Genomic DNA, 14,977 nt, shown 5'->3' on the forward strand with positions numbered 1-14,977 from the left:
ACCTTGTAAAAATTAATACAGTTGAATACTTTTAACTAAATGCACCCTACATGCCCAACCATTTTGGTACGAATAATACAAGGTCCGGAATATATGTCAAGAATAATAGCACGATAAACGAAATAACAATAAATGGAAAGACATTCTTTACTAGCGTTTCGAACTTCACATCCGCCATCGATGATACTATGAAAAGTCCTGTACCTACTGGTGGTGTTAATAAGCCTAACGTTAAGTTAATACAAATGATGACCCCAAAATGCACCGGGTCAATATTAAATGCTATTACGAGTGGCATCATTACAGGTACTAGAATTATTAACGCTGCAATTCCATCTAGTAGCATGCCGACTATTAACAGTGCTAAATTCACTAATAATAAGAATACCCATGGACTTTCTGTAATACTTAACATACTTTCTACTAACAATTGTGGAATCCGTTCAAATGCAATCATCCAACCAAAAATATTTGCCATAATAATTAAGTACGTTACCGTTGCTGTATTTGTCACCGTATTGATCAACATTTTAGGGAGCTTTTTTATATCTAGCTCTCTATAGAAAAATAAACCTACAATTACTGCTAGAAAACAAGCAATTGCAGCAGATTCTGTTGCTGTAAATACACCTGTTAAAATACCTACAACAATTGTAATTGGTATTAATAGTGCTGGAACTACTTGTAATGAATTGCTTCTAATATCTGCCCACGAAGCACGTTCACTTTTCGGGAAATTTTGTTTATAGCCCATATAAGAAATAACTAAAATAAAAACAAGACCATAAATAATCCCTGGGACGATTCCAGCCATAAATAGAGCGCCAACCGATGTACTTGATAACGTACCGTAAATAATGAAAATCATACTTGGTGGAATAATAGGTGCGATAATTGAAGATGCTAGTGTTATAGACGCTGCGAATTCACGTTTATAACCTTCCTTTTCCATTTGCGGTACCATTACTTTACTCATCATCGCAGCTTGGGCATTAGCTGATCCTAAAATCGATGCTAAGAACATATTAGCAACAACTGTAACATAGGCTAGTCCTCCTCTAAAATGCCCTATAAGTACACGAGCAAATTGAACAAGCCTCGTTGTAATACCTCCCTCATTCATAATTTCCCCCATTAACATGAATAACGGAATCGCTAATAGTCCAAAGTTTTCAAGACCTGAATACATACGTAATGGTGTGGAATCTAATAATGTCATCTGACCATTTAATATAAAATAAATAACTGTCGTAATACCAAGCACCATCGAGATGGGAATACCAATTATAAGTAAAAGAAAGAAAATTACGAGTACAATATATGTCATGTATTTTCTCCTTCTCTATTCTTAATTGTGTCAATCAAATGTGAAATAAGATGGATTGCTGCAAAAATTAAGCCAACAGATACTGCACTATAAGGAATCCACATTGGCAATTGCAAAGAGCTAGATTTTTGTAGCAACATAGAAGGGTGCATCATCCATTTGTAAGAGTAATAGATTAAGATAAATAAGAATGCAATCATGATGCAATCCTGAATAATCCTCAAAATTCTCTTATTACGCTCTGATACAGCATCGTATAAAAATGTAACAGAAGCCTGGGTACCATATTTCAGGCCCCAGCTTCCTCCGATAAACGAAGTCCATATTAATAAGAAAATCGAAACTTCACCAGCCCAAGGGATGGGATCTTTTAAAAAATAACGAAAAATAACAGCAAATATCATTAAGACAGTTAGCGCAGCCATTAAAATGATCATCAGAAGCTCTTCGATTCTAGTAATGCCTTGACTAATTTTCGCCATTTAGTCATTCCCCCTAATTTACTTATGGAATTCTTTGATGAACTGTTTAATCAAATCTGATTTCGCACTATACTCGGCATCGAATGCTTCGATTTGCTCTTTAAATACATCTGCACCTAACTCATAAACAGTCATTCCTTGATTGGCAAGTTCCTTTTTGAACTCCTCTTCTTGTCCAGAGCGTGTTTCTACTGCATAAGCTATTGCTGCTTGTAAGGAATCATTAATAATTTTTTGAGCATCTTCAGATAAACCATCAAACATCCCCTCATTTGTTACGACAATTGATGGCCATACCATGTGGTTTGTAACAGCTACATACTTGGCTACTTCCGAGTATTTATTTGTGATTGTCGCATCTAAGTCCATATCCATTCCGTCAATAACGCCTGTTTGTAAAGCTGAATATACTTCTGGTAATGGTAATCCTTCTGGTGCAGCTCCCGCTTCTTTATAGAACATTTGGAGCGGCGGACTTGGTGTTACACGCATTTTTAAACCTTCTAAATCAGAAGCTTTTTTAACTTCTTTTGATTTTAATACCATCGTACGTTGACCAGCGAATAGGTAATCTAACCCTTTTAAGCCCGTTCCTTCTATTTTCCCTAAAATCTCACGTGCAATATCCGTATGACTTGCATCAGAAGCTTCTTGTAAATTTTTAAAGGTGTATGGTGCGAACCACGCGGCCATCTCAGGTGTGCGTGCACTTAAATAAGCGGCTGTAATAAAAGCAAAGTCTATTGAGCCTGCTTCTACTTGTTGTAACATATCTGCTTCAGTCCCTAATTGACTCGCAGGGTAAATTTCAAGTTCCATCTTGCCATCTGAACGTGCCTTTAATTCTTCATTAAATTTTTCAGCTGCTTTATGCCACATATGATCTGTTGATGTAATATGTGCAAGCTTAAATTTCATCTCTGGAATATCTTTACCCGAACTATTTGTTGATTCAGATGATATGTTGTCCTTCTTAGCATCATTTTCCTTTGTTGCGTTCGAGTTACTACAAGCTGCCAATACAAATAAAAGTGCTAGTAAACAACTAACTAGCATGAACTTTAGCGGTTTTTTCATAATAAAATATCCCCTCTACTTTTGATTTATTATGTTGCATTGGTTATTGCTCCGCCTTGGTCTTTCCACCTGTTCCCCAATGAATGGGTGGTACTTCTATTAAAATAACGCGTACACTATCCTTTGGAACTTGTGCCGTTTGAACAATGGCAGCTGTTACTCCCTGAATAATTTTTTTCTTTTGCTCCACAGACCGTCCTTCTAACAACTGAATTTGAACAATTGGCATACTTAGCCCTCGCTACTTCACAACTAATGTTAGTTTGCCGAATGTCCCATAGTCTGCTTCTATTTCATCACCGGCTTTGACTGGAATTGCATCTGTTATGCCACCTGTTAAAACTAGTTGACCAGGTAAAATACCTCTACCTTCTTTTGCTAACATCGTTAATAATTCGATGACCGAATAAATTGGATGACTTAGCACCGCTGCTCCTGTACCATGTAATTTTTCTTCTCCATTTTGTTTCAAAATGACTTCTATAGAAGCCCAATCACAGGCATAAGGTGAAAACGCTTGCGCACTCAACCAAATTTTCGATGAAGAAGCATTATCAGCTATTACATCAGGTAATGTAAATGAAAAGTTCTTATAGCGACTATCAATTACTTCAAGTGCTAGAAATACGTTTTCAATAGCATCCCATACTTCTAAAGTTGTTAAATCCGCACCTCGTAGCTCTTTTTTAAAAACAAAGGCCACCTCTGCTTCAACACGTGGATGGATATATTCAGAAGCTGTAATCTCATTTGCCCTAAGATTCATTTGTGAAGTTAAACGCCCATAAATGGGAGAATTCACCCCCACTTGTTGCTGTTTAGCAATGCTCGTTAGGCCCATTTTCCAACCGATAAACCGATTGTCAGCTGTCATCGTTTTTTCCATACTAATTTTCTGAATTTCATATGCTTCTTCTACTGTAAGATTTGGTTTTGATTCGGTAATCTTTTCAATTGCCTCTTTTGTTGACTGTGCTTCCGCTACTCGCTCAGCATATTCAAATAAAGTCACTTTGCACTCCCCACTTTCTGTTGTGCGATCTTCTGTGCTACTTCAATGATTGTATCTTCTTGTCCACCTACAACATTTAATTTGCCTAACTCTACTAAAATATCTCTAGCATCGACGCCCACTTTTTCAGCGGCTATATTTGCGTGAAGTAAAAAGCTCGAATATACGCCAGCATAGCCCATTACTAAACTACCTGTCGTAATATCTTGAGGATGTGGCAAAATATTGGCACGAACATATTCAGCCAAATCGAGCATTTTGTATAAATCTATGCCTATTTCAATACCCATGCGATTTAATACAGCGACCAATACCTCAGTTTGTGTATTGCCTGCACCTGCACCTAAACAACAGATACTTCCATCGATACGCGTAGCACCTTCTTGAATCGCAACAAGTGTATTGGCAACAGCTAGCGACAAATTATTATGCGCATGAAAACCAATCTCAATGTTTAAATTAGCACGCAATAAACGAATACGATCCTGTACATCAGAAGGTAGCATAGCTCCCGCTGAGTCCGTGACATACACAGCATCAGCTCCATAGGATTCCATTAACAATGCCTGCTCTAATACTTTTTCAGGTGATGCAGAATGTGACATCATTAAAAAACCAAATGCCTCCATACCTAGTGCTTTCGCTGTTTCAATATGTTGTTTTGATACATCCGCCTCTGTTACATGTGTTGCGACACGAACAACTCGAGCACCTGCTTCATAAGCCTCTTTCAATTGCTTTATCGTGCCAATTCCAGGGATCAGTAAAACTGTTATTTTAGAATCCCCAGCCACTTCTACTGCCGCTCTAATCAACTGAATATCGTGCTCTTTAGAAAACCCATATTGAAGTGACGAGCCTCCTAAACCATCTCCATGCGTGACTTCGATATACGGTACACCTGCATCACTTAATTGCTTCGTTACATATCGAACTTGCTCACAAGAAAATTGATGGGCAACTACATGGCTACCATCACGAAGTGCAACTTCTGTTAAATAGATCTTACTCATCGCACTTCCACCTCCCTCAAGTGCATTGTTTTTGCAATTTCTTCAGCCACTTTCAACCCAGCGGCCGTCATAATATCTAAATTTCCAGCGTAGATCGGTAAATAATCTCCCAATCCTTCTACTTCAATAAATACTGTAACTTTCTTTCCATCTACAATTGGATCTAATTTCAAACGATAGCCTGGTACATATTCATTTACTTTTGCGACCATATTTTTTACGGATTCTATAATTTCTTCAGCATTAGCTTTATCTTCAAGTAGACATAATACCGTATCACGCATGAGTAAAGGTGGCTCTGCTGGGTTTAAAATAATAATTGCCTTCCCTTTTTTTGCTCCGCCAATCAGCTCGATTGCATTTGAAGTTGTTTCTGTAAATTCATCGATATTAGCTCGTGTTCCTGGACCTGCACTTTTTGAAGCAATCGTTGCAACGATTTCAGCGTAAGCAACACTTTGTACACGGCTAATAGCATTGACGATTGGTATCGTCGCCTGGCCCCCACATGTAATCATGTTCACTACAGGCTTTTCAATATGCTCTGTCAAATTCACTGTTGGTACAACAAATGGACCTACAGCAGCTGGGGTCAAATCTATTAATCTTTTGTTTAAACCTTTTAATGCTTCCACATGTGCAATATGTGCCTTTGCTGATGTTGCATCAAATAAAATATCAGCTAAATGTGGTTGTTCTAGAAATCCTTCAATACCATTGGAAATCGTCTGAAAACCTGCCTCTTGTGCAAGTCTTAATCCGTCTGATTCAGGATCAATACCAATAAGTACTGACATTTCTATGTACGGAGATCGTTGAATTTTCATCATTAAATCCGTACCAATATTACCTGATCCAATAATGCCCACTTTAATTTTTGTCATGGTAGCTTCCTCCCTTTACACAAACTCTAGCTCGACTGTACCTAATAGTTCACCAAAGTCTGCTGTAAACTTATCACCCTGTTCAGCATCCAATGCTGCTGATAAAGCACCTGATAATATAACTTCTCCTGCTTCAACACCAATGTTGAAATCTGCTAGACGGTTCACAAGCCATGCGACACAGCTTGCCGGATTACCTAAAACATCTTCTCCCTTACCTTCATTCATAAACTCTCCATTTTTATAAAGCTGCATTTCGATTGCTGGTAAGTCAACATTGAAGACCTCACGTTTCACTTGACCTAGTACATATTTTGCAGAGGAAGCATTATCTGCGATTGTATCTAGCAATTTTATTTGCCAATTGGCAATGCGACTATCCACGATTTCAAGACTAGCTACAATATAATCTGTTGCTTCTAGTACCTCCTCAACAGTCACATTAGGTCCTTTTAAAGGAGACTTTAGTACAAAAGCAATTTCACCTTCCACTTTTGGCTTTAAATAAGCAGTTCGTTCGGTTTTTCCTTCTGTAATTTCCATATTCGATAAAAGATGCCCATAATCCGGTTCATCAACGTTTAATAGATTTTGCATTGCTAATGATGTCAAACCAATTTTTTTACCTGTAATTTTATGGCCGTTCAGTAACTTCTCATTTATGATTTCAAGTTGAATGGAGTAAGCATCTTTCAATGAAATATCTTCAGCTGATTGAGTAATTGGCGCAATTCCAATGCGTGTTCTTTCTGCTTCTAATAATTTGCTAGACCATTCAATTAGATTCACTACCATGCTATCACCCCATGTTATAATTTAATTGTTACGTTTGAGACCTCACAGTAGAATTCAAAGCTATGTGCGCCACCTTCACGTCCGATTCCGCTGTGCTTCATACCACCAAATGGTGTCCGAAGATCTCTTAAATACCATGTATTTACCCAAACGATTCCTGACTCAATTTGACCTGCAACACGGTGTGCACGTCTTAAATCATTTGTCCAAATAGTTGCACCTAAGCCGTAATTTGTATCATTTGCACGTGCAATCACTTCTTCTTCTGTATCAAAAGGCAATACTGTCACAACCGGGCCAAAAATTTCTTCGCGTACACAACGATTGTGGTCCGTTAAACCTGTAATAATTGTCGGCTCAATATAATAGCCTTTATCTCTATTTGCTGGGCGACCACCGCCTGTAAGAATATTGCCACCCTCTTCTCTCGCAGTTTGAATGTAACCCATTACTTTTTCATAATGTTCTTTCCCTACAACAGAGCCGATATCTGTCGTTGCATCAAATGGATCCCCTATCTTTAATTCTTTTGTGCGCGCTACAAACTTCTCTACAAATTCTTCATAAATATCACGTTCAACATATATACGAGAACCACAAAGACACACTTGCCCTTGGTTCATAAAGCTCGATTTTAGCGTTGTCGCAAGAACTTCATCTAGGTTCGAATCTTTAAAAATAATATTTGGATTTTTGCCACCTAATTCAAATGAGACTTTTTTCAATGTAGGGGCGGCGGCCTTCATAATAGTGGTACCTGTTTTGGTTTCCCCCGTAAATGTAATAGCATCTACATCAGGGTGTTCCGATAGAAATGCACCTGCTGAATTCCCACCAAAACCGTGAACTAAATTGACAACACCATCTGGTACCCCCGCTTCTTGACACAATTCAACCAAGCGAGTAGCTGTCATTGGTGTAAGCTCCGCCGGTTTCATGACAGCGGTACTACCTGCCGCTAGACAAGGGGCTAATTTCCAAGTTAAAAGGAGTAATGGTAAATTCCAAGGATTAATCATGGCCACAACACCTACTGGTCGTGTCACTGAATAATGTAGTGCCAAATTGTCTTGGTTGTAAGATTCATTCCCAAGCGAAGTAACATAATCCGCAAAGAAGTGGAAATTATGTGCCGCACGTTTAATGTCCATTTCTAAAGCTAAATGATACGGCTTACCTGTATCGGTTGCCTCTAAAGCAGCGAGTTCTTCAACATTTTCTAAAATGAGGTCGCCAATACGTCGTAAAAGTTGAGAACGCTCTTTGACAGTGAATTTTCCCCATGTGCCTTTCAAAGCAGCTTTTGCAGACTGTACTGCTGCATCGATATCTTCTCTAGTCGCTTCTGCTACCCATCCAATGACTTCTTCTGTCGCAGGATTTATATTTTCAAATACTTTTCCATCTGTAGCCTCAATGAATTCACCGTTTATGAAATTACGGCAATTGATACTTTTCGTTTTAATCGTTGCATGTTGCACCACTTATCTCACTCCCTCAATTATGAAGCGACTTTAAGAAAAAAAGTCTCTTACCTTATTTCTCAAAGTCGCTTTTTGATTATTCAGAAAATTCAACAACCAATTCTATTTCAATTGCTGTATTATTAGGGAGTTGGGCCATTCCAACTGCCGAACGAGCATGCTTACCTCGTTCTCCAAAAACATCCACTAGTAAATCTGATGCACCATTCATAACTTTTGGTTGTTGTATAAAATCAGGCGTAGAATTGACCATCCCTAAAATTTTTACAATACGCTTCACTTTCGATAAATCACCTAATTCAGATTTCAAGACCGATAATAGGTTAATCATCGATTGGCGACAAGCTGCATAGCCATCCTCTACTGTTAAATCTTCACCTAATTTGCCATGATACTGATCGACGCCTTGCCCCGATGTAAAAATTAAATTACCTGTTCGTACGCAACTAACATAATTTCCAACCGCTTCCCTAGGCTCAGCAAGCTCTATTCCAAGCTCTTGCAATCGTTCTTCAGGCGTTTTCACTTGATTTACCATTTAGAACCTTGCTCCTTTCTACATTTAAAAATGTCATAGCATTTTCACCTAGAATTGCTTTTCGTACTTCCTCTGATAAGTCCAAGGTTTCGTCTATAATTTTCCCAGGGTTAATTTCTCTCAGTAAAAACGGATAGTCAGATCCCATAATAATTTTCTCATGGCCAAAACGTTCAATTAAATAATGCAGATTTTGTGATTCATATACTAATGAATCAAAGTAAAAGTTTTTCGTATAGTGGCTTGGAGGATATTTTGTACGTCTAAGGTTTGGCCAAACATCCCACCCTTGGTCTAAACGTGGAAGAATGTAAGGGAATGATCCGCCACCATGTGCAAAACAAACCTTTAAATTAGGACACTTTTCCATTACGCCACTCCACACTAAGCTCGCTGCCGCTAAAGCTGTCTCACTTGGCATGCCGATTGTATATAAAAAGTTATGTCTTGGTGTTCTATTTTGAGCTAAGGTTTCCCAAGGGTGAATAAATAGTGGCATTTCATATTGTTCTGCCGCTTCAAAAAATGGCAGTAAATACTCGCTGTCTAAATTTTCTCCATTTATATTGGTGCCAATCTCAATTCCAACTAGACCTATTTCTTTGCACCGTATTAATTCAACGATTGCTGCTTTTGCATCTTGCAACGGTACAGTTCCTAGGCCGATAAAACGATCTGGATGTTCTTTAACAACCTCTGCAATAAAATCATTTTGGAATTGTGCAAGCTCTACCGCTTGTTCAATAGGTGCCCAATAAGAAAATGTTACAGGTACAGGTGAAATAACCTGCATATCCACACCCTCATTATCCATATCCTCTATGCGCTTTTTCGCATCCCAGACTTGATCGGTCACTTCCCTAAACACTTTACCACTTACCATAATATCCGCTCCACAAGAACATTTTTGCTCTAGGACGGGCCACTTTTCATTTTCATACTTAATAGCAAAATCCGGTAAATCTCTTGGATAAATATGTGTATGGAAATCTATTCGCATTGCCATTCACTCACCGTATCAGGCATTACATGTCCACAACTATCACATTTGCGTAATTCCTTAGAAGAGTTGAAGTAATCAATACCTTCTGCAATTTGTTTACCAATGTTTGTTACTTGAATGCGTACACGATATAATTCATGGTCGCATTCACTGCATAGCCATACTAAATCTTCTAACTCGCCCTCTTTGCGCTTTCTCTCCACGACAATTCCATATGTGTCTGCTATACGGTGCGGTGAATGAGGAACGTTCGCTGGTAGCATGAACATTTCGCCTTCCTTCACTTCAATTACTTCACGTTTATTTTCATCATTAATAACCTCTACAAAACAAGAACCCTTAATTTGATAGAATAGTTCATCTGATGGGTCAACATGGAATTCACGACGAGCATTTGGACCGCCAAGTAACATAATTAAAAACTCAGAGTCTTCCCATAGTACTTTATTATTCACTGGCGGTTTTAGTAAGTTCTTGTTCTCCTCAATGATTTTTAAAATGTTTTGAGAACGAGCTTGTAATTTACTTACTTGCGTTGAATTTGACATATTTGAATTCCTCCTGTTTTTTAGATTTAATAATTAATTGTCATATAGCCTATTTGTCTCGAAATCATTTCTGCTGAACGGATTACTTCACGAACAATCGCATGTTTTTCCTTACCGTTCATATAACTTTTTTCACCTACTAAGTTAAGAGCCGCCACAACCTCACCATTATAGGTTTTAATAGGTGCTGCAATTCCATAAGTATTCGATTCATTTTCTAAATCGCTAATGGCATAACCGTTTTTATATACCACTTCAAGCTCCTTTTTCAAGTCATCCACAGAAGTGATGGTATTGGTCGTTTGTTTAAACATTCCTTTTTCCATCATCGGTATCATAAATGCTGGATTATACGTTAATAAAACTTTTCCGATGCTTGTTGAATAAGCAGGATAACGAGTCATCCCGACAAACGTTGGTACTACATCCGCATGTGGAGACATGGCCTTGTATACAAATCGAACTTCCCCATTATCAAACATTCCAATATGAGAAGTACCTTTAAAACGCGCAACTAAATTACTTATAATGGGTCCTGCTTCAAAATTAATATCTTGGGAATACATAACTTTGTTACTCCACTCAAGAATTTTCCACCCCAGTCGGTAACGCTTATCACTGCCTTGCAAGAGAATACTTTCTTTACACATTGTTTTTAAGAAATGATGGACTGAACTCGGAGGTAAATTTAGCTTATCTGCAATTTCTTTATTACTCAAAGATGGTTCGTCATCCGAAAATAAATCGATAATGCGTGTGATTTTTTTAACCGATGAAATCAAGTCCTTCACCTCCAAGTTCAATTTAAAGTGTTTGTTTCTCTCTTACGTCTTCTTTCTTAGCAAGAATTGAATCAACTAAATCAAAAGAGTACCCTTTCTTAAATTTATTGTAGTAAATAGCACGTTTCCGAATAGGATCCCCTGTATAATAGCGTTCATATTGAAGTGCTCTCATACCAAACCCTTCACCACATAGATCCCAAGCTAGCTTAAAGATTTTCATTCTTAGTTCTGCATCTACACCTTCTCGACCACCATAATGGCGATCGATACTTGGACGGAGTTCTGAATTTAGGAAATCCGCTTCAGTTGGCATCATTAGTAAACCGCCTGCACCAATTGTTTGCATTACTTCAATTGCTCTTGGATACATTTCTGGCATCATGCCGCGAATTGTTTCTAAGGCATCTGGGTTTAATCGAGCTTCACCGTGCTTTGTTATTGTAAATTCATGCTCTGCTGTTCGAAGCAATGCACGAATGACTTCTACAGATTGCACTAATTCACCGAGGTCACGTTGCACATTTAAAAACTGATCTACACCAATCGAATCAGCAACCTTGCAAGCCACCTCTACAGCAAATGCAAGTTTGATGTATCCTCTAACACCTGACTGATGTGCTGGCTGTTCTGCAATACCTGTCATTGGATACAATAAGTTCGCAGCTTCAACGTTGTTATATAAAAACACCCGATCCCATGGTACTAATACATCTTCAAAAATGAGAAGAGCATCCATTTCCTCATAGCGAGAAGCCAGCGGATGATCGAATGTTGAGCGTGTACCATCTTGAACTGGTTCACGACAAATAATTTTTAATCCTTTCACATCAATTGGTACAGCAAAAGCTAATGCATAACGCTCATCTCCCGATGCAAATCCTGGGTATGAATAGATAATCACTTCATCCGTAAACGCTGCTAATGTTGCTAGCATTTTTGCTCCGCGGACGACTAACCCCTCTGGACGTTCTTCTACTGCACCTAAGTGTGTAAACATATCTGACTGTTGATGTGATGCTTTACTTCGATCATTTTGCGGATTCACAATTGCATGAGTTAAGAACACATCATTATCACGTATATGACGATAATAAGCTTCAATATTTTTAGCCCAATCTTGGTTGTATTCCGCTAAGAACCAAGAATTTTGTGCTAATGAAGTCACTACTGTATTTAAAAAATCTGGCGTTCTGCCCATCAAGCCATATGTTTGTCGAGCTACAACTTCAAAAGCTTTACTACGTTTCATGATGTCTTCGTAAGATTTAGCAAATAGGAATGAAGTTGCTACACGCTCACCTGTTTCTTCACATACATGCGTTAAATCTTCTTGGTATTTTAGATCATGTTGCAAATCATATAACTTTGCAATTTCTTGAATTGGTTGATGAAAATAGGGTTCATCGTAAACACTCTCTACTAAACGGCCATTTAGCCATACTTCCGGTTTTCTTGACTTTAATGCATCTATATACTGTTGTCCTGTTCTGATTCCCATAACTGAAAATCCTCCTCTCCGAAATAATTATTGTTGTATTAGCTGTTTTGTCGAGCCCATCTTGCCTTCAAAGAATGTAAGCGCTTCCCTTTTAGTGCGTTCAAAATTTATTATTTCTCCTATAAATAACACATGGTCTCCTGCGTCTACTTCTTTCCATGGTTTACATTCGATGAAAGCAGACACACCTTCAATTTTCGGAGCTATACCATCTTTAATCCATGTAATTTCTAGCCCTTCTTGCTTTCGTCCTGCAAATTGCCATGCTATAGACTCTTGTTGATCTGCTAAAATATTAATTGTAAAAGCTTTGTTTTTCATTTGAGATAAAGAATTTGCTTTTTTATCGATAGATACTAGTGCTAGAGCTGGCTCTAACGAAACGGAAGTAAATGAGTTCACTGTAATTCCATTAATACTCGCGCCATCAAACCAAGTAACTACCGTCACTCCTGTAGGAAATTTCCCAAATGTTTGTCTAAGTAATTTTGTATCCATTTACAGCACCCCCTTTCATTTATTAGTAGAATCATAACAATTTCTCTTCTCCTTGAAATGCATTATATTTCAAATAGTGAAATCGAACAAAATAACTTTCTACTTCATACTTATTTTTTCTACAATAATCAATATTTTTCTATCTCCGTAAAATAATAACCATCTACAATTTGATAATTCGCTGATTTATATGATATTTTTCTGCTTGAAATCTCTTTATCTAAAACTTTATTATTATTTTCACTTTTCCGAAAATTCATTCTATTTATTTCTGCGTTTATGAGCAAAAAAGGAAACACTCCTATAGATTCTACCTTTCTTCACTTCTACAATAAAAAAGTAGCACAAACCATGACCTTGGTTTGTACTACTAATGTTAGTATGTTTTTCTTTTAGAGCATTTGCTTTTTCCATTGCGCTAGCACGTCATTGGATTTCGCAATGTCCACTTTTAATGCCACTTGCTTGGCAGAGCAACGCTTTTTTGCCTTTTCCCATGCTTCTTCTAGAGCAGGTAAATAGCTTAAATTTTTTGTAGTTGCGACTAGCTGTAAAAAAATATTTCCTTGAATGTAATACCAGCGAGGGTTCATGCCATCTAACTGAATAGCTTCTTCAATAAGACGTAGTGCCAAATACGGACTGCCTTCATTTCGACTCAAATACTGTGCAAATGCTCCCCAGTAAAGAGCTTTATTTGGCTGTAGTTTTATCRCCTCCGCATATTGTACAAGTGCATTGTCATGCTCCTTAGCAAGAGCAAAATATTCTGCCATTGTATAGTATGCATTTGCTTGCGCCTCGACCGATCCAACTAATAATTCATCCACTACTTTACCGAATTGCTGATCATCCTCACTTCCTATGTATGCAGCAAGTACATCACGCTCTGGATAGGAGCCATCTGTTCGTTCAACACTTTGCTTCACTTTTTCAGCAGTAGGAACTGGCATATTTGCATAACCGTTCGCTTCTAACAATGCGACGTGCTGTTGAATTGTCGGAAAAGATTCATGTTCTGTAAACGCACTATTAGCTAACAGTGCTTTGGCTAATTGATAGCTTTCGTTCACATGACCATTTAAAAATAATTCATTTATTTGTTGGACTTGCTCATCAAATTGTTTGATCACTATTAAAATCCTCACCTTCACCAAAAGAAAAGTAATATAGGTATTTTACCATCTTTAAATCTAAAACAAACTAAATAGCAATAATTTTTCTATAATTCTTTTAATTCAAAGCTGAATCAGTAGACCACATTAAAAGTTAGATCACATTATGGTTCTTCACATAGCGAGGGTTGCTTTCCGTTTCTACTGGGCGTTTTCTCGAAGGCTTCCGATGAGCCGCTTCACTCGTGTTGCTCGGCACGGGGTTCCGCCGCTTGGACATGCCTTTCCTCCGCTAAGACATGGGTTTCCGCCGCTAACTCATGCTTTTCCGCCGCTATCACGTGCCTTTTCGCCACTAAGTCATCACTTTCCGCCTCCACATCTGTGGCGATAAGCCCCAGATAAAAAAACATTGGAAAAAGTTCTGAATTATGAGATAATTGAAGTGTATTTTCATTTTTTTAGAACATGTAAATTATATATAGGGGGGCTTGTGCTATGAATAAACGATTTCATTTTGTATCGCTTATTATTGGAAATTTGTTAACATTAGGAGCTATTTTCATTTATGCTATGCAAAGCCAAGTGGATGTGGCCCTCAGCACATACGCCCTTGTGATGGGGTTTTTAAGCACATTACTACTAATCTTTTTTTATTTATGGGGGGATGAAAAACAACAAATATCGAATCATTTTTCTAAATAACTCGCGTGACTTAATACTACATTTTTGAAGTGACCCTTATTTTTTCAAACGCTCGTTGAAACAAAAAAGTAATATCCCCCTTCTCTACTGATATGCTCCCCTTTAGGTAGACAGATTAAAAAATAAAAATCTGTTTATCTAGGGGGGCATTTTTTTATGGCTCGAAGTAACCACTCAAAAGATGAAAAATTAGCAGTTCTAAGACTTCTTTAC

18 protein-coding genes are annotated in these 14,977 nt (G+C 37.8%); 1 reads left to right on the top strand and 17 read right to left on the bottom strand.

Going from position 1 to position 14,977, the window contains the following annotated elements; all coding sequences use genetic code 11:
* Nucleotides 1-46: 46 nt before the first annotated feature.
* From AC1DCY_RS22510 to AC1DCY_RS22590, 17 genes are all read right to left on the bottom strand, one after another.
* Nucleotides 47-1,327, bottom strand: coding sequence for a TRAP transporter large permease (locus tag AC1DCY_RS22510; RefSeq protein ID WP_477353657.1), 1,281 nt, complete (start codon nt 1,325-1,327; stop codon nt 47-49).
* Nucleotides 1,324-1,809 (bottom strand): TRAP transporter small permease, encoded by a 486-nt coding sequence (locus AC1DCY_RS22515; RefSeq protein WP_477353659.1) that lies wholly within the window; start codon nt 1,807-1,809, stop codon nt 1,324-1,326. Before AC1DCY_RS22515 ends, AC1DCY_RS22510 begins: the two co-directional genes overlap by 4 nt.
* 18 nt (nt 1,810-1,827) lie before the next feature.
* Nucleotides 1,828-2,886, bottom strand: coding sequence for a TRAP transporter substrate-binding protein (locus tag AC1DCY_RS22520; RefSeq protein ID WP_477353661.1), 1,059 nt, complete (start codon nt 2,884-2,886; stop codon nt 1,828-1,830).
* Nucleotides 2,887-2,929: 43 nt separating this feature from the next.
* Nucleotides 2,930-3,115, bottom strand: coding sequence for a 2-hydroxymuconate tautomerase (locus AC1DCY_RS22525; RefSeq protein ID WP_477353663.1), 186 nt, complete (start codon nt 3,113-3,115; stop codon nt 2,930-2,932).
* A gap of 12 nt (nt 3,116-3,127) precedes the next feature.
* A complete protein-coding gene (locus tag AC1DCY_RS22530; RefSeq protein ID WP_477353665.1) occupies nt 3,128-3,898 on the bottom strand; it encodes a 2-keto-4-pentenoate hydratase in 771 nt (256 codons plus the stop codon).
* Nucleotides 3,895-4,911, bottom strand: coding sequence for a 4-hydroxy-2-oxovalerate aldolase (gene dmpG / locus AC1DCY_RS22535; RefSeq protein ID WP_477353667.1), 1,017 nt, complete (start codon nt 4,909-4,911; stop codon nt 3,895-3,897). The genes AC1DCY_RS22530 and dmpG overlap by 4 nt, the downstream gene beginning before the upstream one ends.
* Nucleotides 4,908-5,795 carry an acetaldehyde dehydrogenase (acetylating) gene (locus tag AC1DCY_RS22540; RefSeq protein WP_477353669.1) on the bottom strand — a complete coding sequence of 296 codons (888 nt, stop codon included), beginning with the start codon at nt 5,793-5,795 and terminating at the stop codon, nt 4,908-4,910. Before AC1DCY_RS22540 ends, dmpG begins: the two co-directional genes overlap by 4 nt.
* Before the next feature lie 15 nt (nt 5,796-5,810).
* Nucleotides 5,811-6,590, bottom strand: coding sequence for a 2-keto-4-pentenoate hydratase (locus AC1DCY_RS22545; protein ID WP_460014479.1), 780 nt, complete (start codon nt 6,588-6,590; stop codon nt 5,811-5,813).
* 14 nt (nt 6,591-6,604) lie between these two features.
* Nucleotides 6,605-8,071, bottom strand: a complete 1,467-nt coding sequence (locus tag AC1DCY_RS22550) for an aldehyde dehydrogenase (protein ID WP_477353689.1) — start codon at nt 8,069-8,071, stop codon at nt 6,605-6,607.
* A 79-nt stretch (nt 8,072-8,150) separates the two neighbouring features.
* On the bottom strand, nt 8,151-8,612 hold the full coding sequence (locus AC1DCY_RS22555) for a RidA family protein (RefSeq protein WP_477353671.1): 462 nt from the start codon (nt 8,610-8,612) through the stop codon (nt 8,151-8,153).
* The gene (locus AC1DCY_RS22560; RefSeq protein ID WP_477353673.1) at nt 8,587-9,618 is read right to left on the bottom strand and encodes an amidohydrolase family protein; all 1,032 of its coding nucleotides are present in this window, start codon (nt 9,616-9,618) and stop codon (nt 8,587-8,589) included. Before AC1DCY_RS22560 ends, AC1DCY_RS22555 begins: the two co-directional genes overlap by 26 nt.
* Complete coding sequence (locus AC1DCY_RS22565) at nt 9,603-10,163, bottom strand: 3-hydroxyanthranilate 3,4-dioxygenase (RefSeq protein ID WP_477353675.1); 561 nt, start codon at nt 10,161-10,163, stop codon at nt 9,603-9,605. Before AC1DCY_RS22565 ends, AC1DCY_RS22560 begins: the two co-directional genes overlap by 16 nt.
* Nucleotides 10,164-10,189: 26 nt before the next feature.
* Nucleotides 10,190-10,945, bottom strand: a complete 756-nt coding sequence (locus AC1DCY_RS22570) for an IclR family transcriptional regulator (protein WP_477353677.1) — start codon at nt 10,943-10,945, stop codon at nt 10,190-10,192.
* Nucleotides 10,946-10,967: 22 nt separating this feature from the next.
* Complete coding sequence (locus tag AC1DCY_RS22575; protein ID WP_477353679.1) at nt 10,968-12,446, bottom strand: 4-hydroxyphenylacetate 3-hydroxylase family protein; 1,479 nt, start codon at nt 12,444-12,446, stop codon at nt 10,968-10,970.
* Between the two features lie 27 nt (nt 12,447-12,473).
* Nucleotides 12,474-12,944, bottom strand: coding sequence for a flavin reductase family protein (locus AC1DCY_RS22580; RefSeq protein ID WP_400727429.1), 471 nt, complete (start codon nt 12,942-12,944; stop codon nt 12,474-12,476).
* A gap of 392 nt (nt 12,945-13,336) precedes the next feature.
* Nucleotides 13,337-14,077: a tetratricopeptide repeat protein gene (locus tag AC1DCY_RS22585; RefSeq protein ID WP_477353681.1), complete on the bottom strand. Its 741-nt coding sequence runs from the start codon at nt 14,075-14,077 to the stop codon at nt 13,337-13,339.
* A gap of 136 nt (nt 14,078-14,213) precedes the next feature.
* Entirely contained in the window at nt 14,214-14,339 is a 126-nt protein-coding gene (locus AC1DCY_RS22590; protein WP_477353683.1) for a hypothetical protein, read from the bottom strand.
* Nucleotides 14,340-14,557: 218 nt separating this feature from the next.
* On the opposite strand from AC1DCY_RS22590, the gene AC1DCY_RS22595 reads away from it, so the two are divergent.
* Nucleotides 14,558-14,764 (top strand): hypothetical protein, encoded by a 207-nt coding sequence (locus tag AC1DCY_RS22595; RefSeq protein ID WP_477353685.1) that lies wholly within the window; start codon nt 14,558-14,560, stop codon nt 14,762-14,764.
* The last annotated feature ends 213 nt before the right edge of the window (nt 14,765-14,977 follow it).

The organism is Lysinibacillus sp. 10T31, from assembly GCF_056394365.1.

Bases quoted from the DNA above. Each gene is read 5' to 3' on its own strand.
- AC1DCY_RS22510 (WP_477353657.1), bottom strand. From the start codon at position 1,327: ATGACATATATTGTACTCGTAATTTTCTTTCTTTTACTTATAATTGGT.
- AC1DCY_RS22515 (WP_477353659.1), bottom strand. From the start codon at position 1,809: ATGGCGAAAATTAGTCAAGGCATTACTAGAATCGAAGAGCTTCTGATG.
- AC1DCY_RS22520 (WP_477353661.1), bottom strand. From the start codon at position 2,886: ATGAAAAAACCGCTAAAGTTCATGCTAGTTAGTTGTTTACTAGCACTT.
- AC1DCY_RS22525 (WP_477353663.1), bottom strand. From the start codon at position 3,115: ATGCCAATTGTTCAAATTCAGTTGTTAGAAGGACGGTCTGTGGAGCAA.
- dmpG (WP_477353667.1), bottom strand. From the start codon at position 4,911: ATGAGTAAGATCTATTTAACAGAAGTTGCACTTCGTGATGGTAGCCAT.
- AC1DCY_RS22540 (WP_477353669.1), bottom strand. From the start codon at position 5,795: ATGACAAAAATTAAAGTGGGCATTATTGGATCAGGTAATATTGGTACG.
- AC1DCY_RS22545 (WP_460014479.1), bottom strand. From the start codon at position 6,590: ATGGTAGTGAATCTAATTGAATGGTCTAGCAAATTATTAGAAGCAGAA.
- AC1DCY_RS22555 (WP_477353671.1), bottom strand. From the start codon at position 8,612: ATGGTAAATCAAGTGAAAACGCCTGAAGAACGATTGCAAGAGCTTGGA.
- AC1DCY_RS22560 (WP_477353673.1), bottom strand. From the start codon at position 9,618: ATGGCAATGCGAATAGATTTCCATACACATATTTATCCAAGAGATTTA.
- AC1DCY_RS22565 (WP_477353675.1), bottom strand. From the start codon at position 10,163: ATGTCAAATTCAACGCAAGTAAGTAAATTACAAGCTCGTTCTCAAAAC.
- AC1DCY_RS22575 (WP_477353679.1), bottom strand. From the start codon at position 12,446: ATGGGAATCAGAACAGGACAACAGTATATAGATGCATTAAAGTCAAGA.
- AC1DCY_RS22580 (WP_400727429.1), bottom strand. From the start codon at position 12,944: ATGGATACAAAATTACTTAGACAAACATTTGGGAAATTTCCTACAGGA.
- AC1DCY_RS22590 (WP_477353683.1), bottom strand. From the start codon at position 14,339: ATGTCCAAGCGGCGGAACCCCGTGCCGAGCAACACGAGTGAAGCGGCT.
- AC1DCY_RS22595 (WP_477353685.1), top strand. From the start codon at position 14,558: ATGAATAAACGATTTCATTTTGTATCGCTTATTATTGGAAATTTGTTA.